This is a genomic window from Muriicola sp. SD30, from assembly GCF_041205185.1.
Taxonomy (GTDB): domain Bacteria; phylum Bacteroidota; class Bacteroidia; order Flavobacteriales; family Flavobacteriaceae; genus Muriicola.
The window spans coordinates 329,321-351,120 of sequence record NZ_JBGEWB010000004.1 but is presented as its reverse complement, the minus strand read 5'-3'; the positions used below and the strand labels follow the sequence as shown (position 1 = coordinate 351,120).

21 protein-coding genes are annotated in these 21,800 nt (G+C 41.9%); 13 read left to right on the top strand and 8 right to left on the bottom strand.

Annotated elements, in window-relative coordinates; translation table 11 throughout:
• Positions 1-34 precede the first annotated feature (34 nt).
• On the top strand, positions 35-1,075 hold the full coding sequence (locus tag AB8P51_RS14105; RefSeq protein WP_369749502.1) for a PLP-dependent cysteine synthase family protein: 1,041 nt from the start codon (positions 35-37) through the stop codon (positions 1,073-1,075).
• Between the two features lie 122 nt (positions 1,076-1,197).
• A complete protein-coding gene (locus tag AB8P51_RS14100; RefSeq protein ID WP_369749501.1) occupies positions 1,198-2,457 on the top strand; it encodes an aminotransferase class I/II-fold pyridoxal phosphate-dependent enzyme in 1,260 nt (419 codons plus the stop codon).
• Positions 2,458-2,486: 29 nt separating this feature from the next.
• On the opposite strand, the gene AB8P51_RS14095 is transcribed toward AB8P51_RS14100, so the two are convergent.
• Both AB8P51_RS14095 and AB8P51_RS14090 read right to left on the bottom strand, forming a co-directional pair.
• A complete protein-coding gene (locus tag AB8P51_RS14095) occupies positions 2,487-3,605 on the bottom strand; it encodes a GTP cyclohydrolase (RefSeq protein WP_369749500.1) in 1,119 nt (372 codons plus the stop codon).
• Between the two features lie 117 nt (positions 3,606-3,722).
• Positions 3,723-4,757 (bottom strand): transporter, encoded by a 1,035-nt coding sequence (locus AB8P51_RS14090; protein ID WP_369749499.1) that lies wholly within the window; start codon positions 4,755-4,757, stop codon positions 3,723-3,725.
• 87 nt (positions 4,758-4,844) lie between these two features.
• Here AB8P51_RS14090 and AB8P51_RS14085 point away from each other — a divergent pair, with 87 nt between their 5' ends.
• The 4 genes from AB8P51_RS14085 to AB8P51_RS14070 are packed head-to-tail and all read left to right on the top strand — an operon-like array spanning position 4,845 to position 10,294.
• Positions 4,845-5,108 carry a DUF4834 family protein gene (locus tag AB8P51_RS14085; RefSeq protein ID WP_369749498.1) on the top strand — a complete coding sequence of 88 codons (264 nt, stop codon included), beginning with the start codon at positions 4,845-4,847 and terminating at the stop codon, positions 5,106-5,108.
• Between the two features lie 19 nt (positions 5,109-5,127).
• Complete coding sequence (locus tag AB8P51_RS14080; RefSeq protein WP_369749497.1) at positions 5,128-7,566, top strand: YfhO family protein; 2,439 nt, start codon at positions 5,128-5,130, stop codon at positions 7,564-7,566.
• Entirely contained in the window at positions 7,563-8,834 is a 1,272-nt protein-coding gene (locus AB8P51_RS14075) for a glycosyltransferase family 4 protein (protein ID WP_369749495.1), read from the top strand. Before AB8P51_RS14080 ends, AB8P51_RS14075 begins: the two co-directional genes overlap by 4 nt.
• Entirely contained in the window at positions 8,834-10,294 is a 1,461-nt protein-coding gene (locus AB8P51_RS14070; protein WP_369749494.1) for a polysaccharide biosynthesis C-terminal domain-containing protein, read from the top strand. The genes AB8P51_RS14075 and AB8P51_RS14070 overlap by 1 nt, the downstream gene beginning before the upstream one ends.
• Before the next feature lie 104 nt (positions 10,295-10,398).
• On the opposite strand, the gene AB8P51_RS14065 is transcribed toward AB8P51_RS14070, so the two are convergent.
• Together AB8P51_RS14065 and uvrA are read right to left on the bottom strand one after the other, a co-directional pair.
• Positions 10,399-11,646, bottom strand: a complete 1,248-nt coding sequence (locus AB8P51_RS14065; protein WP_369749493.1) for a hypothetical protein — start codon at positions 11,644-11,646, stop codon at positions 10,399-10,401.
• Positions 11,647-11,850: 204 nt separating this feature from the next.
• Positions 11,851-14,634, bottom strand: a complete 2,784-nt coding sequence (gene uvrA / locus AB8P51_RS14060; protein ID WP_369749492.1) for an excinuclease ABC subunit UvrA — start codon at positions 14,632-14,634, stop codon at positions 11,851-11,853.
• A gap of 243 nt (positions 14,635-14,877) precedes the next feature.
• Between uvrA and AB8P51_RS14055 the strand changes: the two genes are divergently transcribed.
• From AB8P51_RS14055 to AB8P51_RS14040, 4 genes are all read left to right on the top strand, one after another.
• A complete protein-coding gene (locus AB8P51_RS14055) occupies positions 14,878-15,459 on the top strand; it encodes an RNA polymerase sigma factor (protein ID WP_369749491.1) in 582 nt (193 codons plus the stop codon).
• A gap of 69 nt (positions 15,460-15,528) precedes the next feature.
• A complete protein-coding gene (locus tag AB8P51_RS14050; RefSeq protein WP_369749490.1) occupies positions 15,529-15,672 on the top strand; it encodes a hypothetical protein in 144 nt (47 codons plus the stop codon).
• Between the two features lie 326 nt (positions 15,673-15,998).
• Entirely contained in the window at positions 15,999-16,583 is a 585-nt protein-coding gene (locus AB8P51_RS14045) for an RNA polymerase sigma factor (RefSeq protein WP_369749489.1), read from the top strand.
• A 67-nt stretch (positions 16,584-16,650) separates the two neighbouring features.
• Entirely contained in the window at positions 16,651-16,794 is a 144-nt protein-coding gene (locus AB8P51_RS14040; protein WP_369749488.1) for a hypothetical protein, read from the top strand.
• A 15-nt stretch (positions 16,795-16,809) separates the two neighbouring features.
• On the opposite strand, the gene nth is transcribed toward AB8P51_RS14040, so the two are convergent.
• The gene (nth, locus tag AB8P51_RS14035) at positions 16,810-17,472 is read right to left on the bottom strand and encodes an endonuclease III (RefSeq protein WP_369749487.1); all 663 of its coding nucleotides are present in this window, start codon (positions 17,470-17,472) and stop codon (positions 16,810-16,812) included.
• Positions 17,473-17,507: 35 nt separating this feature from the next.
• Between nth and bcp the strand changes: the two genes are divergently transcribed.
• Positions 17,508-17,957 carry a thioredoxin-dependent thiol peroxidase gene (gene bcp, locus AB8P51_RS14030; protein ID WP_369749486.1) on the top strand — a complete coding sequence of 150 codons (450 nt, stop codon included), beginning with the start codon at positions 17,508-17,510 and terminating at the stop codon, positions 17,955-17,957.
• 45 nt (positions 17,958-18,002) lie between these two features.
• On the opposite strand, the gene AB8P51_RS14025 is transcribed toward bcp, so the two are convergent.
• The gene (locus tag AB8P51_RS14025) at positions 18,003-19,460 is read right to left on the bottom strand and encodes a TonB-dependent receptor (RefSeq protein ID WP_369749485.1); all 1,458 of its coding nucleotides are present in this window, start codon (positions 19,458-19,460) and stop codon (positions 18,003-18,005) included.
• 87 nt (positions 19,461-19,547) lie between these two features.
• On the opposite strand from AB8P51_RS14025, the gene AB8P51_RS14020 reads away from it, so the two are divergent.
• The gene (locus AB8P51_RS14020; protein ID WP_369749484.1) at positions 19,548-20,315 is read left to right on the top strand and encodes an MBL fold metallo-hydrolase; all 768 of its coding nucleotides are present in this window, start codon (positions 19,548-19,550) and stop codon (positions 20,313-20,315) included.
• Positions 20,315-20,809: a hydrolase gene (locus AB8P51_RS14015; protein WP_369749482.1), complete on the top strand. Its 495-nt coding sequence runs from the start codon at positions 20,315-20,317 to the stop codon at positions 20,807-20,809. Before AB8P51_RS14020 ends, AB8P51_RS14015 begins: the two co-directional genes overlap by 1 nt.
• Here the strand turns inward: AB8P51_RS14015 and AB8P51_RS14010 are convergent.
• Together AB8P51_RS14010 and AB8P51_RS14005 are read right to left on the bottom strand one after the other, a co-directional pair.
• On the bottom strand, positions 20,806-21,465 hold the full coding sequence (locus tag AB8P51_RS14010; RefSeq protein ID WP_369749481.1) for an alpha/beta hydrolase: 660 nt from the start codon (positions 21,463-21,465) through the stop codon (positions 20,806-20,808). The genes AB8P51_RS14015 and AB8P51_RS14010 overlap by 4 nt on opposite strands.
• A 1-nt stretch (position 21,466) precedes the next feature.
• Positions 21,467-21,796, bottom strand: a complete 330-nt coding sequence (locus AB8P51_RS14005) for a hypothetical protein (protein ID WP_369749480.1) — start codon at positions 21,794-21,796, stop codon at positions 21,467-21,469.
• Positions 21,797-21,800 lie beyond the last annotated feature (4 nt).

Here is a 21,800-nt window from a genome sequence, read left to right as displayed (position 1 = left end):
CCGTTATCAGAGGGTGTTTCAACAAAACAACTTTATGGAACAAACGATTAACGCCCATAATTCAATCCTCGATCTTATTGGTAATACCCCGCTGATTAAATTAAATCAGGTCACCAGTGCTATGGATGGAGAGTTCTATGCCAAGATGGAAGCTTTTAATCCAGGGCATTCCGCAAAAGACAGAATTGCTGCTTTTATTATCGAAGAGGCAGAACGCAAGGGGATTTTGAAGGAAGGAAGTACGATTATCGAAACTACATCTGGAAATACGGGCTTTAGTCTGGCCATGGTGAGTATCGTAAAAGGCTACAAGTGTATACTTGCTGTCAGTTCTAAATCGTCTCAAGATAAGATAGACATGCTGCGCACTATGGGGGCGGAGGTATACGTATGCCCGGCACATGTAAGCGCTGACGATCCGCGTTCTTACTATGAGGTGGCCAAACGACTTCATCAAGAGACCGAAAATTCTATTTATATCAATCAATATTTTAATGAATTAAATATTGAAGCTCATTACAGGACTACCGGCCCGGAGATCTGGGAACAGACAAAGGGGCAGATCACTCACCTGATCGCCTGCAGTGGGACCGGGGGTACGATTTCTGGTACAGCACGATTTTTAAAGGAGATGAATGCCGATATAAAAGTTATAGGCGTAGATGCTTATGGCTCTGTTCTAAAGAAGTATCACGAAACCGGTAAAATGGATAAGAATGAGATTTATCCGTACCGGATTGAAGGGTTGGGTAAAAACCTGATTCCGGATGCTACAGATTTTAACATCATAGACACCTTTATAAAGGTAACAGATAAGGAAAGTGCACATACTGCAAGGGAGATTGCCAGGACCGAAGGGATTTTTGCAGGATATACCTCAGGTGCCGCAATCCAGGCAGTGAAGCAATTGAATGAACTTGGAGAGTTTAGCAAAGACAGTAAAGTGGTTGTTATTTTTCCGGATCATGGCTCCAGATATATGAGTAAAGTCTACAGTGATAAGTGGATGGAAGCTCAGGGATTCTTATCAGAGGTTCAAACGAGCCAGGAGAAGAAGGTTGAGATTGTAAAATAAAAAAGTGTATTCACTAGATAACCGGCAGTGGGTTTAAACTCACTGCCTTTTTTTATGGTCTGAAATAATTTTATGATTCGTGGGTAAAAATCCATAGTTTTGCAGAAACCAAACCGGGGTAAATGAGAGATTTATTTGACAGGATTATCGAGAATAAAGGCCCTTTAGGACGATGGGCTTCACAGGCTGAAGGTTACTTCGTTTTTCCAAAATTGGAAGGTCCTATTTCAAACAGAATGAAATTTCAGGGGAAGGAAGTAATTACCTGGAGTATAAATGATTATCTCGGATTGGCAAACCTGCCGGAGATTAAAAAAGTAGACGGGGAGGCAGCACTCGAATACGGTGCGGCTTATCCGATGGGAGCCAGGATGATGAGCGGTCAGACTGTATACCACGAGCAACTAGAAAAGGAACTCGCAGCTTTTGTAAGTAAAGAAGCTTCTTATCTGCTCAATTTTGGATATCAGGGAATTATGTCTGCGATTGATGCCCTTGTTTCAAAAGACGATATCATAGTTTACGATGTGGATTCTCACGCCTGTATCATAGACGGTGTGCGATTGCACATGGGAAAACGATTTACTTTTAAACACAACGATATTGAAAGCCTGGAGAAAAACCTGGAGCGAGCAGCAAAGATGGCGGAGCAGACAGGTGGTGGGATTTTGGTTATCTCGGAAGGGGTTTTTGGTATGCGTGGAGAACAAGGGAAACTGAAGGAAATTGTTGCCCTGAAGAAGAAATTTAATTTCCGACTTCTGGTAGATGATGCCCACGGTTTTGGTACTTTGGGTAAAACTGGAGCCGGAGCAGGAGAAGAGCAAGGGGTTCAGGACGACATCGATGTTTACTTTGCCACTTTCGCTAAATCCCTGGCCGGAATAGGAGCTTTTCTTGCTGCTGATCAGGAAATTATTGACTATCTGAAGTATAATCTCAGGTCACAAATGTTTGCGAAATCCCTGCCTATGATTTATGTTAAAGGCGCCCTGAAACGTCTCGACATGTTGAGAAATATGCCCGAACTGAAAGCCAAATTATGGGAAAACGTAAATGCACTTCAGGAAGGTCTCAAAGAGAGAGGCTTTGATATCGGTACCACCTCCAGCTGTGTAACCCCTGTGTATCTCAATGGTAGTATCCCAGAGGCAATGGCCCTGGTAAAGGATCTGCGGGAAAACTACGGTATTTTCTGTTCCATTGTAGTATATCCGGTAATACCTAAAGGTCTCATACTGCTTAGGATGATACCGACAGCTACCCATACCATGGAAGACATATCCATCACACTCGATGCCTTTTCGGCTATTCGCGACAGGTTGGAAAATGGAACCTACAAAAGGTTGTCAGCGGCTGTCGCAGCTGCCATGGGGGAATAAACGATTTCAGGAAAATCTCCGATTTATAATTACAATACTTTCTTGTAGGTACGACGCCTTTTGTACACTTTTGGATCAAAGTGCTTCCAGAGTTGCTTTATGGCAATATTCTCTTCGAGTTCCGGCGTTCTGTAACAGGTTTGCACCTGTTTTTCCTTAAAGGTCTCGTAATACTCATTAAAGATAATGGAAGTAACTCCTTTATTCTGGTATTCGGGATGTATCCCGATGAGGTAAAAAATAACGTCTTTATTGTACTTTTTTGCCTTTAACAGGTGATACCAGCCAAAGGGGAATAATTTACCCCTGGCTTTCTGCATGGCTTCAGAGAAAGATGGCATTACGATGGCAAATGCAATCACTTTGTCCGAAGAATCCACTATGAATTTTATGTATTCCGGATTGATAAAACTGATGTATTTCTTTTTAAAATACTCTCTTTGTACCGGGGTAATAGGGACGAAAGAAGACAATTTGGCGTAAGAATCATTGAACAAATCAAACATCTGATCAACCCAGGGCATGATTTCGCTCGTCTTACTAAAATTCATTTCCTTTAATCCATACCGCTTTTTTATCAGTACCTGAACCCGCTTGAAGAGGGCCGGATCCACATTGCTATTGGGAAACTTATTCTCTTCATACCCCTTTTCCTTTACAAAGCCCATTCCTTCGTAATGCGACTGGTAATAAGGATAGTTGTACCATGTAATCATGGTTCCTATATGATCAAATCCCTCCACCAGAACACCAACTTTGTCGAGATTGGAGAACCCTACAGGACCTTCCATAAACTCCATCTGATGTTGTCTTGCGAGTTCTTCAACTTTGGCAATTAGTGCACGCGATACTTCCTGATCGTCTATAAAATCGAACCAGCCAAAGCGCATTTTGCGTAATTTTTGCTGATTGACTTCAATCCAGTTGATCATGGCAACCACACGTCCCACAATTTCACCATCCTTATAGGCGAGGAAAAACCAGGCATCCGCATTCTCAAAAACCGGATTCTTTTCAGAATTAAAAGTCTCCATTTCATCCTTTATCAAAGGAGGAACCCAGTAGGGGGAATCTTTGTATAACGAAAAAGGAAAGGTTACGAATTTTTTCAGATCAGATTTACTAACCGCCTGTTGTACACTTACCATAATACCTGTTTATAGAACCAATATTAGGAATAAATGGGCATAGTTTAAAACTTCCCGGAGGTTTTAAATCACAGAGGTAATCTTTTAAAAAGGAATTAGCAGAATGAGGGTCTTTGGTTAGTTCTTCTTCCGCTTCGCTTTGCGCTCAAGTTTGCGCATTTTCTTTTTTGAAATTCCCGGAAGGGTGTTTTCGGAATCGTCTTTAAAAGCATTCTTCTTGATAAAATCTCCGTTTTCACCTGCTTTCTGATCATCAATGGAAATGACTTCATCCTGGTGGAAATCGAGGCGATAGGAAAAGCCCAGCGCACCAAATATCCTTCTTGGGGAATCTTTAAAACTCGCCCCTACATTAATGTCGGCCTGGAACGACTTACTAAATAAATGTGCTATTCCGGTCCTTAACAGGATATCGGCATACCTATCACTTTTAATCCCCTGGTTTTCAACAAAAACACTCCATTTGGGGTTTTTAAAAGCATGGGATACAGAGACCAGGTATTGCATTTCAGGGAAATCTGTGCCGATTCTGTCATAGATCAGATTCGATATTAGTACGAGTCGGGGACCCAGATGACTCTGGGTGGCGATCATAGCCCTGGGTGCTACAATCGGATCTTCCGGATAAAAGGGGTTGTCCCCGAGAACGAATGTTGCTCCAGCATAAACAGAAATAGCGGGCACCAGATCACGGAGTTGAAATTTATTGTTGGCCCTCCAGCTGTACAAATTGGGTTTGGTTCTTTCAGGGTTTTTAAAGGGGTCGTACAAGAGGTATTTAAAGCCTAGTCTGTTTCTCGAAAAGTCGGTTCTCGACTCATTGAGATCAAATGAATTAAAGGTAATATCCTGAGACACATAAGTGCCTTCATAAATGACCTCCAGCATTTCCTTTAAGAAGCCGTAACGCAGAACCAGATCACCACCCATGATAGTAGATTCCTGATTGAGCGGGGTATGTTCTCTTTGTTCGTACAGGAAACCTGCTTCCATCTGTACAATTCCCTTGCCCACCGCATAAGCGCTAACCGACAGGCCGGGCCTGTTCGAATTAATTACTTCTGTGTATTGTCCCGAGCTTAAAAGAGGTACGGAAATGCAGGAGAAAATGAACAAATAGAGTGTTCGGCAGGATTTTAGGCATGCATCCATCAGGCGCTGTTTTATTAAAGTTTTATGACAATTGTACTGCTATTACAACGCTGGAATTGTACTTTTGATATATTTAGGAAATAAATTATGGGATTTTTAAAGACACTGCTGATTATTTTGCTGGTGTACTTCCTATTGAGAATCATTTGGAGGTTACTGGCCCCAAGACTATTTCAATATGCAGTAAAGAAAACAGAAGACCGATTTAAAGAGGCCTTCGAGAGAGCAAATATGAATCAACAATCAACCAATACCCGAGCTAAAGACATCGATAGAAAAACAACCCAAAAACAATACAAAAAGCCCTCAGAACAAGTAGGGGAGTATATTGATTTTGAGGAAATCGAATAAAATAAGTACTACATTCTCTATGAAGGGAGTCTCCAGATCATTTTTCACTCATTTTTTCACCCTTACCTTTTTTGTGGTGGTCGCTTTGGCATATTTCCACCCTGTATTACAGGGAAAAGTCATTTTCCAGTCTGATATTATGCAGTATACTGGCATGGCCAAGGAACAAAACGATTTCAGAAAGGATTACGATAAAGAACCTTACTGGACGAACGGTGCCTTTGGTGGGATGCCTACCTATCAATTAGGGGCCAACTATCCGCATAATTACGTAAAAAAGCTCGATCGGGCCCTGAGGTTTCTTCCCAGACCAGCCGACTATCTGTTTCTGTATTTTCTGGGTTTCTATATTCTTCTCTGCTGTTTAAAAATTGATTACAAGCTGGCAGTCATTGGGGCGCTGGCATTTGGATTTTCAACCTATCTCATAATTATCCTTGGGGTAGGGCATAATGCCAAAGCACATGCCATAGCATATTTACCGATGATTCTCGGGGGGATTATGCTCAGTTTCAGAAAAAAGTATTTCTGGGGTTTTGTACTCGCCGCTCTTGGGATGGCTCTGGAGATCAATGCCAACCATTATCAGATGACCTATTACTTTATGCTGCTGGTACTGGTAATTGGCCTGGTTCTGCTGATCGATGCCATAAGAAATAAGGCACTACTTTCCTACCTGAAATCGGTTGGAGTCCTATTATTAGCTGTGTTTCTGGGGATAGCGGTTAATGCTACTGCATTGATGGCCACCAAGGAATACGCAGATTGGAGTACCCGGGGAAGCTCCGAACTCACTATTAATCCCGATGGCTCTCCGAAAGAAGCTACACAGGGTTTGAGCCGGGATTATATAACTGAATACAGTTATGGCCTCACAGAATCATTAAATCTATTCGTTCCCAGGCTATTTGGTGGTTCGAATAACGAAGATCTGGGAACAAAATCAAAGGCCTATGCCTACCTGACAGAACAGGGCGTACCGAGGAGCCAGGCCCTGGAATTTGCCAGTGGTCTTCCTCTTTACTGGGGTTCACAACCCATTGTGGCTGGTCCTGCTTACGTAGGGGCCATTCTGGTCTTTCTATTTATAATGGGATTGTTTCTTGTTAAAGGAAGGACGAAATGGTGGTTACTCGGAGGAGTCTTATTGTCACTTGTACTATCATGGGGAAAGAATTTTGGCTGGCTCACCGATTTCATGATCGATTATTTTCCGTTCTACGATAAGTTCAGGGCGGTGTCTTCCATTCAGGTAGTACTTGAACTCTGTGTTCCTGTCCTCGGAGTGCTGGCTGTTTCCGAATTGCTTGGAACCACGCAAAAGAGGGAAGAGAAGTTGAAAGCACTTAAACTGTCTTTTCTTATATGTGCAGGCATTGGGGTGGTACTCTTGCTGGTTAAAGGGATGTTCGATTTTGACGGATTGAACGATGAAGTATATCAAAGATATTTTGGCGACGAGGTTCTGGCAATGATTAAAAGAGACAGGGAGGCGGTGTACATCAACGACACCCTGAGATCGCTCATTTTTGTACTTCTAACAGCGGTACTGCTTTGGTTTTTTATTAAAGAAAAGATCAAAGAGCGAATCATGTTGGTTTTCCTTGCTGTTCTTATCTGTTTCGACCTTGTTGGAGTGGCATTGCGATACGTAGATCAGGACGATTTTGTATCGAAAAGGAGAATGAATCAGCCATTTCAAATTTCCAACACAGACAAACAAATACTGGCTGATACCACAGTATACAGGGTTTATGATGCCTCGGAGGGGCTTAATGGTGCAAGAACCTCATATTTCCACAAATCAATAGGGGGGTACCACGCAGCCAAACCGGCCGTTATTCAGGATCTTTTTGAATATCACATCTATCGCAATAATCGGCAGGTTCTCAATATGCTCAATGTAAAATACGTCATTCAGCAGAATGAAGAAGGACAACGTGTGGCTTCGGTCAATCCTGAGGCGCATGGCAATGCCTGGTTTGTTGAACTGTTGTTGCCGGTACAGACCGCCGATGAAGAGATCATGGCACTCGACAGTATGAAACTCGCATCAGAAGCCGTTTTTAATCGCTCAGATTTTCCTTTGATCAACCAATTTCGTTATGAAGTAGATTCTACAGCTAGCATTAGTTTGTTGAACTATAAACCCAATCAGTTGGAATATCTGACGGTGAATGATCACGATGGGATTGCAGTATTCTCTGAGCTTTATTATCCCCAGGGATGGAATGCCTATCTCGACGGAATAGAAGTACCTCATTTCAGGGTAAATTATGGCCTTCGAGCCATGGAGGTTCCCAGCGGAGAGCACAAAATTGAATTTAAATTTGAACCCGAAGTCATTGCCAGGGGGAGTATGATTACCATGATTAGTTCAATCTTGTTTGGGATCATTTTAGTTGGAGGCGGATTTTTCGCCTATTTCAGGTCGAGGAAAAAGCAACTCAAGGAATGAAAAAGGTGCTCATCGTAACTTACTATTGGCCCCCGGCTGGTGGACCCGGAGTACAGCGATGGCTTAATTTTGTAAAGTACCTCCCGGACAATGATATCCAACCCGTGTTGTATGTTCCGGAAAATCCTCACTATCCAATTACTGATCCAAGTTTAAACGATGAAGTCCAAGAGCAGCTCACTATTTACAGGCAGCCCATCTGGGAGCCATATAATTTGGCTTCATTGTTCTCAAGTAGAACAACCAGGAAAATCAGCTCAGGAATCGTTCCGGCAAACAATCCCTCCCTTCTGGATCGTTTATTTTTATGGATACGGGGGAATTTTTTTATCCCAGATGCCAGAAAATATTGGGTAAAACCCTCTGTGAAGTTTCTGACAGAGATTCTTAAGAATGAAAAAATAGACGTCGTGATTACCACCGGACCGCCTCACAGTCTACACCTTATAGGGAAATCACTGAAAGAGAGGGCAGGAGTGAGGTGGATAGCCGATTTCAGGGATCCATGGACGGGTATCGGTTACCATAAATCACTTCGACTAACAAAAAATTCCCAAAAGAAACACAAAGCTCTGGAGAAGGAAGTGTTAAATGCGGCCGATGAAATCCTTGTAACAAGCGACGCCACAAAAAGGGAATTTGAAGAAATTACCAGCAGACCCATTACCACCATCACAAATGGGTACGATGAGACTTCTCCGGCGACATCAGGACTTGACAAAAAATTTACTATTTCGCACATCGGATCTCTTTTGTCTGAAAGAAATCCCACAGTCTTATGGAAAGCATTGGCTGAGTTGGTTGAGGAGGTATCAGGTTTCAGGGAGGCCCTGAAGATACAGCTCACAGGAGTGGTTAGTGATGAAGTCGTTAATGAAATTGATAAATGCGGTTTAAGGGACTATCTAGATGTAAGTGACTATCTTCCTCATAAAGAGGCTATCCTGGCTCAGAGGAGGTCCCAGCTGCTGTTGCTTGTTGAAATCGATTCTGAACAAACACGTGGGATTATCCCGGGAAAACTTTTTGAATACATGGCGGCAAAACGACCCATTCTGGCAATCGGGCCGGAAAACTGGGAAGCCGGGAAGCTTGTAAAAGAATCACGGTCGGGAGAAGTGTTTACTTATAACATGAAAATGGAATTAAAGGAAACGCTGTTGCGATGGTACGAGGCTTATAAAAGTAATTCTTTAGCGATGACCACTCAGGATATCGAACAGTACAGCAGAAAAGCATTGACAAAAAAACTAGCAGCACAAATCTGATGGGGATCGTATTTAAACAGTCGTTTAGCAATCTGGTGATAACCTATCTGGGTTTTGCCATCGGGGCGATCAACACCCTTTTTCTTTATGCCCGCTTTCTTACCGACACCTATTTTGGGTTGGTGGGTGTGATTCTCGCAACCTCAGCAATTCTTATGCCCCTCCTGGCCTTTGGCGTTCCAAATACCATGATCAAATTCTTTAGCGGCTATAGCGATAAAAATACTCAGGACGGATTTCTGACGATGATGCTATTGCTTCCACTTTTGCTGATTGTTCCGTTTGGAGTATTTAGTTATCTGGCTAATGATGTCATAGGCTCATTTATTGGCCAGCGAAATGAGATAGCCGAAAATTACGTCTGGCATATTTTTCTAATCGCCCTGGCTATGGCGTATTTTGAGGTGTTCTATTCCTGGTCGCGTGTCCATATGCGTTCTGTTTTTGGCAATTTTATGAAGGAAATCTTTGCCCGACTTGCCGTAATGATCCTGCTCTTTGCGGTTTATTTCGATTATATTTCGGTTGAAACCTTCTTGCAGGCACTGGTTGGTGTTTATCTGTTGCGTACAATCATTATGAAGCTATATGCCTACCGATTGCGAATGCCAGCGTTAAGGGTGATATTCCCCTCCAATACCAGGGATATCTTAACCTATAGTGTTCTAATTATTCTAGGAGGTTCAACAGCAGTGATACTGCTGGAAGTGGATAAATTCATGATCAATCAGTTCATTGAAATTGAAAAAGTGGCTTATTATTCTGTGGCTGTGTTTATTGCAACGGTGATAGCGGTACCTTCCAGGGCCATGCATCAGATTACCTACCCCATGACAGCGGCCCTTCTAAATGCCAGTGATAAAAGCGGGCTGGCCGTTCTTTATCAAAAAAGCTCTCTCACACTTTTTATTACGTCGGGTTTAATATTTGTTCTGGTTATACTTAATCTCAATGATCTATACCTTCTTCTCCCTGAAAACTACCGCGGAGGGTTTTATGTTGTTTTGCTGATTGGCCTGGCCAAATTATTCGATGCATTGCTGGGGAACAATAATGCCATACTGTATAATTCTGACTATTATAAGGCCATACTATTTATGGGAGTACTCCTGGCGGTCGGCACGATTCTCCTCAATTTATATCTCATTCCCGAAATTGGAATCACAGGGGCGGCACTCGCTACTTTTATTGCAGTTTTCTTCTACAATCTCATTAAGCTTCTCTATGTAAAAGCAAAATTAGGTTTACAGCCCTTTACAAGAGAAACATTTAAGGTTGTATTGCTTCTTGTAATTGTAAGTGCGGTTTTCTTTGCACTTCAATTTCCTTTTCACCCATTACTGAATATTGCACTCAAGAGCTTGTTGATTACTATAATGTATGTTGGTGTGCTTTATCGATTCCGGATTTCTGACGATATATTTGGAGTATTGTCTAAGTATCTGAAACCTAAGAAATAGACCTCCTGATCAGGAAGATTTAAACTCGCCTTCAGGATATGGAAAAACCCCGCAGGGACGAATCCGCTACGGGGTTAACCAACTAACCAACCTAAAAACTATTTTTACTGTACCCTTCTGCTTCGGGTATTAGCGGTCCTTTTGGTGGACCTGCTTTTTACACTTTTACTCGCTCGAGGCGTACTTACTTTCGTTCTACTAACCGTTGTCCGGCTTGTAGCCTTAGGACGCTTTGTTACCGAAGTACTGCGCTTAACAGTTTTTGTACGCGGTGCTGATCTCATTTCATTTCGCTTTCCCACTGAGCGGGAAGCAGTCCTAACGTCATTCCGTTTACCTACTGACCTGCTAACACTTTTTCCTTCATTTCGCTTCCCAACAGACCTGGACACGTTCCTTCCTTCATTTCGGTTTACAACCGACCTGGATGCGGTCCTCTTGTTGACAGAGGAGGTAGATTTCCGGTTTATATCTGAAGACCTGTTGTTTCTTCGCTCCGGAGTCCTTGCTTTGTCCATAGTCCTGGCTGTCCTTGCTCTTTCGGTTCGCGAGGCGGTTCGGCCATTGACAGTGGTTCTGTTAGAACGAACTCCTTTGTCGGAATTCCGGAAATTGCCGTCATTTCTATTATATCCGTTATCTCTGCGACCATTGTTTCTGGCAACCACTCGTCTGTCGTTTCGGTATACCCGGTCTCTATCAGCTCTTTGGTTATAGCGATATGACTTCCCTACGTTGGCATAAAACCTCCTTGAGTTGTTTCGATAAGGCCTGTAATAGGTATATCGTATCGGGTTGTAAAACCTTCTGTAAGGTCTGTTATACACCAGACAGAAACCAAGGGCAGGTCGGGCAAAAAAGCTGTGAAACGGCCTGTATACATAATGTCTGTTATAGATGTTGACATATCCGTTGAAGCGGTTAAAGAAACCTCGGTTGTTGTAGTAAACAGAGAGTCCGCCTACACGTCTCAGCCTTCCGTTGTTATACCATATGTTAATACCACCTATTTGTGATACCCGTCCGTAATAGTCGTAGTACACAGGCACATTCTCCACCTGGATTACGGCACCGTAATCATCGTACTGAACGAATGGGCTGTAGTCGAATCCGGAATTAAAGGTGATATTGCTACGCCCTAAATTGATATTCGCTCCAACATTTACGCGGTTGTCAATATAAAAATCAAACTCACCATCAGGATAGATAGAGAACGTGATTCCGTTTTCGACAAAAATCACTGAATTATTATATCGAACCATATTGCTGATCGCAACATCCGATTCCAGTGTAGTAGCCCCAACTGAGCTGCTCAGTGCAAAGGCTCCGATAATGAGTAGTAGATTTTTCATGACTGTAAAATTTTAATTCTGAATGCAACTATTTACATTCAGCTAGTTATAACCAAACAGCGTGCCAAAAATTGGAAGAACTATGTAAAAGTCTGATATACAGCAATATATAAATATACAGAATGAAATATTATAGTTTTGGGAATAGATTTGATCAACCGATAATTGCCTTATCGGATATTTCTTTAGAAAGGAGGGCTGGTATTAGTGTAACTTCGACTTCAGGTACCGGGCTGTGTATCCTTTTCCAATAGTGACAACTTCTTCAGGGGTACCTTCCGCCACAAGATAGCCTCCGGCATCCCCACCTTCAGGGCCGAGATCGATGAGATAGTCTGCCGACTTAATCATTTCAAGATTGTGTTCGATAACCAGGACAGAGTGACCTGTCTTTAACAGCGCATCAAAGGAATTAAGTAGTTTTTGTATATCGTGAAAGTGGAGGCCTGTCGTAGGTTCGTCAAAAATAAACAAGGCTTTTTCCTTAGAGGCCCCTTTTACAAGGAATGTGGCTAATTTAATTCGCTGTGCTTCTCCGCCCGAAAGGGTAGAGGAGGACTGCCCAAGGGTTACATAACCCAGCCCTACATCCTGAAGTGGCTTGAGCTTTGCTATAATCTTATTTTGGCTGTGTTTTTTAAAGAAATCCAATGCGTTATCAATTGTCATATTAAGGACGTCATCAATATTGACTCCTTCAAATTGAACTTCCAGCACTTCCTTTTTAAAACGTTTACCCCTGCAAGTATCGCATTCCAAGTGCACATCGGCCATAAACTGCATTTCTACGGTAATCTCGCCTTCACCTTTGCACTTTTCACAGCGTCCGCCGTCTACATTGAAGGAAAAATGTTTTGCCTGATAGCCTCTTAATTTACTTAATTTCTGCCCTGCAAAAAGACTTCGTATATCATCGTAAGCCTTGATGTACGTAACTGGGTTTGAGCGGGAAGAACGTCCGATGGGATTCTGATCTACAAATTCTATCCTTTTAATGTCTTTGTATTTGCCTTCTATAGCTGAATGTTGTCCGGCTTTTTGACCGTATCCTCCTAATTCTTTTAAAAGGGCAGGATAAAGGATTTTTTTAACCAGGGTGCTTTTACCACTTCCTGAGACCCCGGTTACAACCGTGAGCATATTTAGAGGGAAGCTAACCTCCAGATTTTTCAAGTTGTGCTCTCTGGCTCCCGTTATTTTCACGTAATTGGGGCTATTCCTGCGTTCTTTTGGAACTGTGATTTCTTGCGTACCATTTAGGTAGGCGGCCGTTAAAGAATCCGATTTGAGGATTTCCTCGTAAGTGCCGCTTGCCACAACTTCTCCTCCAAAAGTTCCTGCCTCCGGCCCAATATCAATAATGCGATCCGCCGCCCTCATGATATCTTCATCATGCTCAACCACTATCACTGTATTACCCAGATCACGCAGCGAACAAAGCACATCAATTAAATTTTCAGTATCCCTGGGATGCAAACCAATACTCGGCTCGTCCAGGATGTACATAGAACCTACAAGACTACTCCCGAGGGAAGTGGCAAGGTTGATCCGCTGACTTTCGCCTCCCGAGAGGGTATTCGATTTACGATTAAGGGTGAGGTAGCCCAGTCCTACTTTTACCAAAAACCCGAGTCGGGTATTTATTTCTTTTAGTAGGCGTTGTGCAATCTGGCGGTCGTGATCGGAGAGCGTTATCTCATCAAAGAATTCCGTTAATGAGGTAATAGGTTGTTCCACCAGGTCGGAAATTGATTTGCCACTGATTCTGACATAGCTGGCTTCCTTCCGCAAGCGTTTCCCTTTACATTCGGGGCAACGTGTTTTTCCCCTGTACCTGGAGAGCATTACCCGATTTTGAATTTTATAGCTTTTTTCTTCAAGCTGCTGGAAAAACTTATGAATTCCGATAAAGTGCTTATTTCCTTCCCAAACCAGGTTTTTCTGTTCCTCGGTAAGTTCAAACCAGGGCTTGTGAATAGGGAAATCAAATTTATAAGCTGAATTAACAAGTTGATCACGGTACCAACCCATGCTTTCCCCCCTCCAGGGGAACACCGCATTCTCATAAACAGATAGAGAAGTGTTAGGGATCACAAGGTCCTCGTCAATACCGATAATATCTCCGTATCCCTCACATTTAGGGCAGGCTCCGTAAGGATTGTTGAAACTGAACAGATGCACATTGGGTTCCAGGAATGTAATATCATCTAATTCGAAGGCATTGCTGAAGGCGGTTTGCTTACCGCTGGATAAGTCTTCGATGATACAATTTCCCTTCCCTTCAAAAAAGGCAGAATCGATGGCATTGGCCAGACGATTATAAAAATCCTCATCATCCTTCTTGATGATCCTGTCAACAACTAGATATAACTGATCGCCAACAGATTGGTGCAGATCCTCATCTATCCGGTGCACTTCCCCTCCGTATTTGATTCGGGCATAACCCTGAAGAGAAAGGAGTTGCAGCGTTTTCTTCTTATCTCTGTTCTCGGGGATGGTAATCGGAGCCAGCAAAAGTAGTTTAGTATTTTCTTCGAATCCTTTTACAAAGGATACAACATCTGTGACAGTGTGCTTTTTAACTTCCTTCCCTGAAACAGGGGAGTAAGTGCGTCCAATCCTGGCAAAGAGTAGTTTTAAATAGTCGTAAATTTCTGTACTTGTACCTACCGTCGACCTTGGGTTGGTTGAGTTCACTTTCTGCTCAATGGCAATGGCAGGTGCGATCCCTTTGATGGAATCTACTTTGGGCTTGTCTAATTTACCGAGGAACTGCCTGGCGTAGGAGGACAAACTTTCCACATATCGCCTTTGTCCTTCTGCGTACAGGGTGTCGAAGGCCAGGCTCGATTTTCCCGAACCTGATAATCCCGTTATAACCACAAGTTGATTCCTGGGAATGACCACATCAATGTTCTTCAAATTGTGCAGTTTAGCCCCTCTGATGATGATATTCTCCTTTGGATCTACTTCTGTAATGGTCGCCATATAGGTTTGGAAAGCTGCAAAGATACGATATGTAAGAGTCAATAACCAGCCCCTCTAAAGGGCATTTCAAATTATGTTAAATATTAAACCTCGGCTTGGATGACTTATATTTTTTCTATATTTGAAGTGTTAATCGAATAAAATACTGCCTATACCGCAACATTACTTTTTTGAATTAGAGTATTAAAAGTCGCAACCTGCAACACACTTGCGACCCCTAAATTGAACCAAAAAAGTAATTGTATGCATTCTACGTTTAACGACGCCACCCTCGTTCGCAAATACATTAGCGGAGATGAGCGGGCCATTGAAGAACTTATCAACAAACACAATCATCGTCTCAGTAGTTATATATATTCCAAGGTACAGGACATGTCTGTTACCGAGGACATATTTCAGGATACCTTTATTAAAGTGATCAGCACTTTAAAAAGGGGAGCTTATAACGAAGAGGGAAAATTTCTTCCCTGGATGATGCGTATTGCACATAATTTGATCATCGACCATTTCCGGAGGAATAAGCGCATGCCGAAATACAAGGGCAATAAAGAGTTTAATATTTTCTCTGTCCTTACCGATGATAAGTTAAATGCAGAGAAGCAACTCATCAAGGATCAAATCGATCAGGATCTCGAAGTACTAATAGAACAACTTCCCAAGGACCAGCGTGATGTACTAATCATGAGAATTTACCAGGACATGAGCTTTAATGAAATAGCGGAAAATACTGAGGTCAGTATAAATACGGCCCTGGGCAGGATGCGCTATGCTCTGATAAACCTGAGGAAGATTATTGAGAAGAATCAAATTGTTTTAACGAATTAATCTGTTTTAGGTCGATATATTCCATCGATCCTGTATATCTGGCGTTATTTAGGAGTAACAAGATATATTATGGAACAGATTTACTCAAGCCCCGCAACACATTGCAAACTCATTTCAACCCGAAAGGAAGCTGTGAACTTCCTGCTGAATTATTCGAAATCCCTCGAAATACATAAGGTACAGGGGATGGTCATAGAAAATAACCTGAATTAAGCAATCGAAATCCCTTCTCCGGGATTCCCTTATAACATAAAGGCAATATCCAAAAGACACTTTCCACCGAAAGTGTCTTTTTCTTTTTAACCCAGTCTGTTTGATCGATTATAAGAAGCTTCTACGGAAGACAGAAAAACGGTTAGAACTGGGAAATTGTTCGTTCACATCAAGAATTGGGCATTTTACAACATAGTTTTTACTGAGGATAGGTGTTTGGGTACTTTTAGAATGTCATTGAAAAACAAGTAACTCAAATAAATCTAATAACCTTAGTTCCTTAGCCTGGCTGATGAACTAACAAGTAACCAAAAGATTATCTAACTATGGAACCAAAAAGGGACGACTCACTACTAGTTACTGATTACATCAGCGGGGATGAAAAGGCATTGGAAGTATTAATCAACCGGCACAACCAACGAATAAGTAGCTTTATCTACTCCAAAGTTCTGGATCGAGATGTTACTGAAGACATTTTTCAAGATACCTTTATCAAGGTAATCAAAACCTTGAAAAAAGGAAACTACAGCGAAGAAGGTAAATTCCTTCCCTGGGTAATGCGAATTGCACACAATCTGATTATCGACCATTTCAGGAAGAACAAGAGGATGCCGAAGTTTGAAGGAAGTGACGACTTTAATATATTTTCTGTTATTGGAGATGATAAGCTCAACGCGGAAAAACAGCTCATAAAAGACCAGATAGATAGTGATCTCAGTCTTCTTATTGAAGAATTACCGGACGATCAGAAAGAAGTTCTCCTCATGCGTATATATAAAGACATGAGTTTTAAGGAGATTTCCGAAAATACCGGCGTGAGTATAAATACGGCTTTAGGCAGAATGCGTTACGCTCTTATTAATCTGAGAAAGATAATAGATCGTCACAATATCGTTCTGACTAATTCTTAGTTCATAACTTTATTTACAATATTTCCATATAGGTTGCGTTATCTTAACATAACGACATCGCAATCATATGGAAAAAATTTACTCAACAAAGAAAAATGCCTATGAAGCCCCGAAAGTAGGACCGGAAACCATCCGATTTCTACTGTCATATTCTAAAGCCTTCAGGGTAACAAAACACCGCCAATTCAGTTTCGATACGATTCTGAACTAAAATACTGAGCCCGTTTTAACGGGCTTTTTTAGTTTTTAGATATTCGTTTATCACTTTTTTCCTTCCAATAGTCTTTGTAATCACATCTTTGTCGAGATTCCATCCACGAGCAGGGGAGTATTCCCTGCCATACCAGATGATCTGCAGATGAAGATCATTCCAGAGTTCTTTGGGGAATAAGCGTTTGGCATCTCTTTCGGTTTGCACAACATTTTTACCGGACGAGAATCCCCAGCGATACATCAAGCGGTGAATGTGAGTATCCACAGGAAAAGCAGGGATGCCAAAGGCCTGTGACACAACTACACTGGCAGTTTTATGCCCAACGCCCGGTAGTTCTTCCAAAAGTTCTATCTCCTTCGGCACTTGCCCGGCATATTTCTTAATAAGGATTTCAGACAGCCCGTGAATCCCTTTTGATTTCATAGGGGACAGCCCCACGGGTTTAATGATTTCCCTGATTTCTTCAACCGTGAGCTGTACCATGTCATAGGGATTATCCGCCCTGGCAAAAAGCAAAGGAGTAATCTTATTCACCCGCACGTCCGTACTTTGTGCAGAGAGTAATACAGCTATCAACAAAGTATAGGGGTCTTTGTGTTCCAGAGGAACGGGTATTTCAGGATAAATTTTATTTAGTTGGGAGATGACAAATTCTACCTTTTCAGATTTGGTCATATATCATTACTTTTACCGGTGAAAAAAAAATACCTATGAAAACACTAAAAGAGGGGGACAAAGTACCCCAATTTACTTCAAAAGACCAAGACGGAAACGAAATTAAGCTATCCGATTATAAGGGGAATAAGCTGGTCGTCTTCTTTTATCCCAGAGCTAATACACCAGGATGTATTGCAGAAGCCTGTAATCTAAGAGATAATTATGCCGAGTTGCAGGCTCAGGGATATTCTCTTTTGGGAGTAAGCGAGGATTCACAAAAGAAACAGGCCAACTTCAGGGACAAATACGAATTCCCCTTTCCCTTACTGGCCGATGAGGACCACACCGTTATCAATGCCTTCGGAGTCTGGGGGCCTAAGAAATTTATGGGAAGGGAATACGACGGCATTCACCGTATGACCTTTATTGTCAATGGAGACGGCATCGTGGAAAAAGTAATAGATAAGGTAAAAACCAAGGACCACGCAGCTCAAATTCTCTGATTGATGAGCAAAAAATTAAAACCCTGACTTCGGTCAGGGTTTTTTTTATACTTTTTCCTTTAAAGCTGCAACATTGCGGGTAAAGAGCTTTTTCTTCTTTATCACATCGGCAATACCCTCAGGAAGCATTTCCTCCCAGCCCTCTTCATTGTTCATAATCTTTTTCAGTACATCCCTGGAGAAAATATGCATGATCTCAGGATCGTAATCGATGATATCCATCACCTTTCCATTGTATTTGAAGAACTTGTAAAGTTCTTTCATCCTCGGATGAACCTTGATGTTATTGCTGGTCATGATCTGTCCGGTCTCCGGATTCTTCATGGGATAGAGGTATACCTTCAGGTCCTTAAAGAAAAGTTTTCCAAAGGCCTCCAGGATACCACCACTCAAGTGACGGTAATACTTTTCGTCAAAGATTTCAATAAGATTGTTGACCCCCATGGTTAGTCCGATCCTCGCCTTGGTATAGTTACCTAGGTACTCAACCAATTTATAATATTCCTGAAATTTCGAGATCAGTACAGTATGGCCCAGGGAGCATAACAGCTCAGCACGATCCATAAAATCCTGCTCGTCGATTTCTCCTGACGCTTTTAAATTGGCCAGGGTAATTTCGAACATAACCACCGTATTTTCCTCTTCTACTGTTTGTTCGCGTACAAATATGTCGTAAGATTTCTGGAACATATCCATATTTACAAGAGTCACAGGCCGAAAACTTCCCCTTAGGGCCAGGATATTTTTCTTGTAGAGAACAGCTGCCGGAAGCAGGTTGTTTCCATCTGGCCCGAACATCACCGCATCGGTCATGTCGTTTTTAATCAGCTGCAGACTAATCAATCTGTTGTCTACATTCTTGAAATTTGGTCCTGAAAAATTGACCATGTCAATTTCCACGGTGTCCTTATCAATATGGTCGTATAGGTATTTGAGTAGTTTCCTGGGCTTATTGTATTTGTAGAAAGCGCCGTAAATCAGGTTAACTCCTACAATGCCGAGTGTTTCCTGCTGTAATCGGGCTTCGTTTTGTTTAAAACGAAGATGAAGGATGATCTCATCGTACTCTTTCTGGTTGGGATCAAGCTGAAACATAATTCCAACCCATCCATGACCTTTATATCGTTTCGAGAAGTCGATGGTCGCCACGGTGTTGGCATAAGTGAAAAACAATCTGTCAGGATGGTCTTCCCTGCTGATACGCTCTTCCATCAACTGCATTTCATGGTTGAGCATTTTCTTTAATCTGCTCTGGGTAACATACCTGCCGTCTTTCTCAATGCCGTAAATGGCATCGCTGAAATTTTTGTCGTAGGCACTCATAGCCTTGGCTATAGTTCCCGAAGCACCCCCTGATCTGAAAAAATGTCTTGCCGTTTCTTGCCCTGCACCGATTTCTGCAAAGGTTCCATAGATAACAGGATTCAGATTAATACGAAGAGTTTTCGCTTTTATCGAAGGGATATTTTCGAAAGCAGGATCTTGATTTAATACTGATGACATTCCTCAGGGGTTTACGCGTCAAAGTTAATAAGAATGGGACATCTTTTAAATAAATAAGTCATAAATTTGAATAAAATAGATGAGCTGTTGAAATTGACTTTTTTGGGAACCGGTACCTCGCAGGGAATCCCTGTAATTGGGAGCACTCATCCAGTCTGCCTGAGTGAAAATTCAAAGGACAAAAGGCTAAGAGTTTCAGTTCTGATTTCATGGGATAATTTTAATTACGTGATTGATTGCGGGCCCGATTTCAGGCAGCAAATGTTGAAACATGAAGTCAAGAAATTAGATGGTATACTCTTCACTCACGAACATGCCGATCATACAGCAGGGATAGATGATATCCGACCATTTTTCTTCCGCCAGGGGGATATTCCAATTTATGGCCATCAGCGGGTCATCGAGAATCTAAACAGAAGGTTTGATTATATTTTTTCTGATGAAAATCGGTATCCAGGTGCTCCGGCAGTAAAAGTCAACATTGTAAAAAATGACCAGCCTTTTCAACTCGGGAATTTACAGGCACATCCCATTGAAGCCTTTCACAATCGCCTTCAGGTTTTTGGATATCGCATAGGGGAGGTGGCATACCTTACCGATGTAAAGTCTATTGAACCTAAAGAGATAGAAAAGATAAAAGGTATTAAAGTATTATGTGTCAATGCGTTGAGAATAGAAGCGCACCATTCTCATTTTAACCTTGAAGAAGCCCTGGCCTTTGTGGAGAAAGTACAGCCCGATGTTGCCTACTTAACGCACATCAGCCATCATATGGGCTTCCATGATGAAGTGGAAAAAACCCTGCCAGCAAATGTCCACCTGGCTTATGATAATTTAATTGTAAATATTAATTGATGAGAAGTCGAATTTTTTTATACCTGTTTTTATTCACTGCAATGATCGCCTTGTACCTATATGTAAGTGGATCAAAACAACTCACTGCCAGTAATGAAAAGGCAGAAGAATTGGAAGTGAAATTAGAAAGTGTACAGGATTCTCTCAGGACGACAGAATTAAAGGTATTCGACCTGCAGTATTTTGCCCTTGAAAACAACGATGATGCGCTTGCATACTACGATCACCTGTCATTGGACGACCCAGCCCGGTATATTGCAGACAAGCTATTGGAAACAAATGAGAGGAATGGTGACAACCCCCTGATTCCCTATGAGGGAATGGAAAGTGATTTTAAGATCAACAAAATCAAAGTGTTAAACCATCGATGGATTATAGCCGACTTCTCAGATGGGAAATACTGGGGCGAATTATTTATTCGGTATGAATTGAAAGATGATCTTTCGGTAGATTTTACAATGGCAGAGCATTTACTCTATACCCGAAGTAATTAAAGGTGTTTTTCTAACCAGTTACGCATTCCGTAGAAATTTTCTCTTGAAACTCCATGTCCGGTGGGAAAGTGTTCAAAAATATATTCTATTCCCAGGCGGTCTAAAAAAGCCGGTGTCTTTTCTGCCCAGGAAAAGGGGATTACCTGGTCGTATTCCCCATGAGATACATATGCCTTCAGGTGACTGTGGTCTTTTGTTTCATAACCGGGCCGAAGTGTTTTCTCATCTATATGTCCGCTTAATCCCAGAATATTTTGAACCATTTCGGGGTAGGAAAGGGCAAGGGCAAAACTAAGAACGGTACCCTGGCTAAAACCAAGCAGGGAAATTTTTTCAGGATCCAGATGATAAGCCACGATAGCTTCCTCAATAAAGGTCTTCATTTTCAGGACCGACTCTTTTGCTTCTTCCGTATTGCTCCATTTTCCAAAATCTGCATCAAAATCTATAGAATACCAGGCATAACCATAAGGGGGTAGTGTGTGGGGTGCTCTTACCGAAACTACACATAAGGATTCAGGGAGTTCAGGGGCAAAAGAAAAAAGGTCTTCCTCGTTACTTCCATACCCGTGAAACAGAAACAATGCCGGGGCTTTATCGGTAGTGTGTTTAGGTGGCCTTACAAGGTGTTCCAGACTTAGGTGATGAGGCGTCATATTATTGAATAAAAGTAAACCATTTCTGAAAATAAGACCCTAGAATGGGTACAGGGTAGAGTTTGCCTGTCAACGCGCCGATAAAGCCGTAGATCCACATCACAAAATAAAAAAGGTAAAGGGCCATCCATGCGTATTTCGAAAACCAGACGCTCAGAAATATCGCGCATCCAAGAAAAATGAGATGCAAGCCAAATGCCTGCCTGATGTGGAATCTGGCAAAGCTATTCCTGGGTTCCAAATTCATGGTGATTGCAATAAGTGCTCCTATCATTGTGAGATACCCTACAATAGCACTCGTTTTTCCTTCCTTAATTTCTGTTGAAGTCATACAA

Excerpts from the sequence above, each read along its gene's own strand:
- AB8P51_RS14080 (WP_369749497.1), top strand. The coding sequence starts at position 5,128 with ATGAAGGGAGTCTCCAGATCATTTTTCACTCATTTTTTCACCCTTACC.
- AB8P51_RS14075 (WP_369749495.1), top strand. The coding sequence starts at position 7,563 with ATGAAAAAGGTGCTCATCGTAACTTACTATTGGCCCCCGGCTGGTGGA.
- AB8P51_RS14095 (WP_369749500.1), bottom strand. The coding sequence starts at position 3,605 with ATGGTAAGTGTACAACAGGCGGTTAGTAAATCTGATCTGAAAAAATTC.
- AB8P51_RS14015 (WP_369749482.1), top strand. The coding sequence starts at position 20,315 with ATGAGAAGTCGAATTTTTTTATACCTGTTTTTATTCACTGCAATGATC.
- AB8P51_RS14040 (WP_369749488.1), top strand. The coding sequence starts at position 16,651 with ATGGAAAAAATTTACTCAACAAAGAAAAATGCCTATGAAGCCCCGAAA.
- AB8P51_RS14045 (WP_369749489.1), top strand. The coding sequence starts at position 15,999 with ATGGAACCAAAAAGGGACGACTCACTACTAGTTACTGATTACATCAGC.
- AB8P51_RS14055 (WP_369749491.1), top strand. The coding sequence starts at position 14,878 with ATGCATTCTACGTTTAACGACGCCACCCTCGTTCGCAAATACATTAGC.
- AB8P51_RS14090 (WP_369749499.1), bottom strand. The coding sequence starts at position 4,757 with ATGGATGCATGCCTAAAATCCTGCCGAACACTCTATTTGTTCATTTTC.
- AB8P51_RS14065 (WP_369749493.1), bottom strand. The coding sequence starts at position 11,646 with ATGAAAAATCTACTACTCATTATCGGAGCCTTTGCACTGAGCAGCTCA.
- AB8P51_RS14105 (WP_369749502.1), top strand. The coding sequence starts at position 35 with ATGGAACAAACGATTAACGCCCATAATTCAATCCTCGATCTTATTGGT.
- bcp (WP_369749486.1), top strand. The coding sequence starts at position 17,508 with ATGAAAACACTAAAAGAGGGGGACAAAGTACCCCAATTTACTTCAAAA.
- AB8P51_RS14085 (WP_369749498.1), top strand. The coding sequence starts at position 4,845 with ATGGGATTTTTAAAGACACTGCTGATTATTTTGCTGGTGTACTTCCTA.
- AB8P51_RS14005 (WP_369749480.1), bottom strand. The coding sequence starts at position 21,796 with ATGACTTCAACAGAAATTAAGGAAGGAAAAACGAGTGCTATTGTAGGG.
- AB8P51_RS14050 (WP_369749490.1), top strand. The coding sequence starts at position 15,529 with ATGGAACAGATTTACTCAAGCCCCGCAACACATTGCAAACTCATTTCA.
- AB8P51_RS14100 (WP_369749501.1), top strand. The coding sequence starts at position 1,198 with ATGAGAGATTTATTTGACAGGATTATCGAGAATAAAGGCCCTTTAGGA.
- AB8P51_RS14010 (WP_369749481.1), bottom strand. The coding sequence starts at position 21,465 with ATGACGCCTCATCACCTAAGTCTGGAACACCTTGTAAGGCCACCTAAA.
- AB8P51_RS14025 (WP_369749485.1), bottom strand. The coding sequence starts at position 19,460 with ATGTCATCAGTATTAAATCAAGATCCTGCTTTCGAAAATATCCCTTCG.
- uvrA (WP_369749492.1), bottom strand. The coding sequence starts at position 14,634 with ATGGCGACCATTACAGAAGTAGATCCAAAGGAGAATATCATCATCAGA.
- nth (WP_369749487.1), bottom strand. The coding sequence starts at position 17,472 with ATGACCAAATCTGAAAAGGTAGAATTTGTCATCTCCCAACTAAATAAA.
- AB8P51_RS14070 (WP_369749494.1), top strand. The coding sequence starts at position 8,834 with ATGGGGATCGTATTTAAACAGTCGTTTAGCAATCTGGTGATAACCTAT.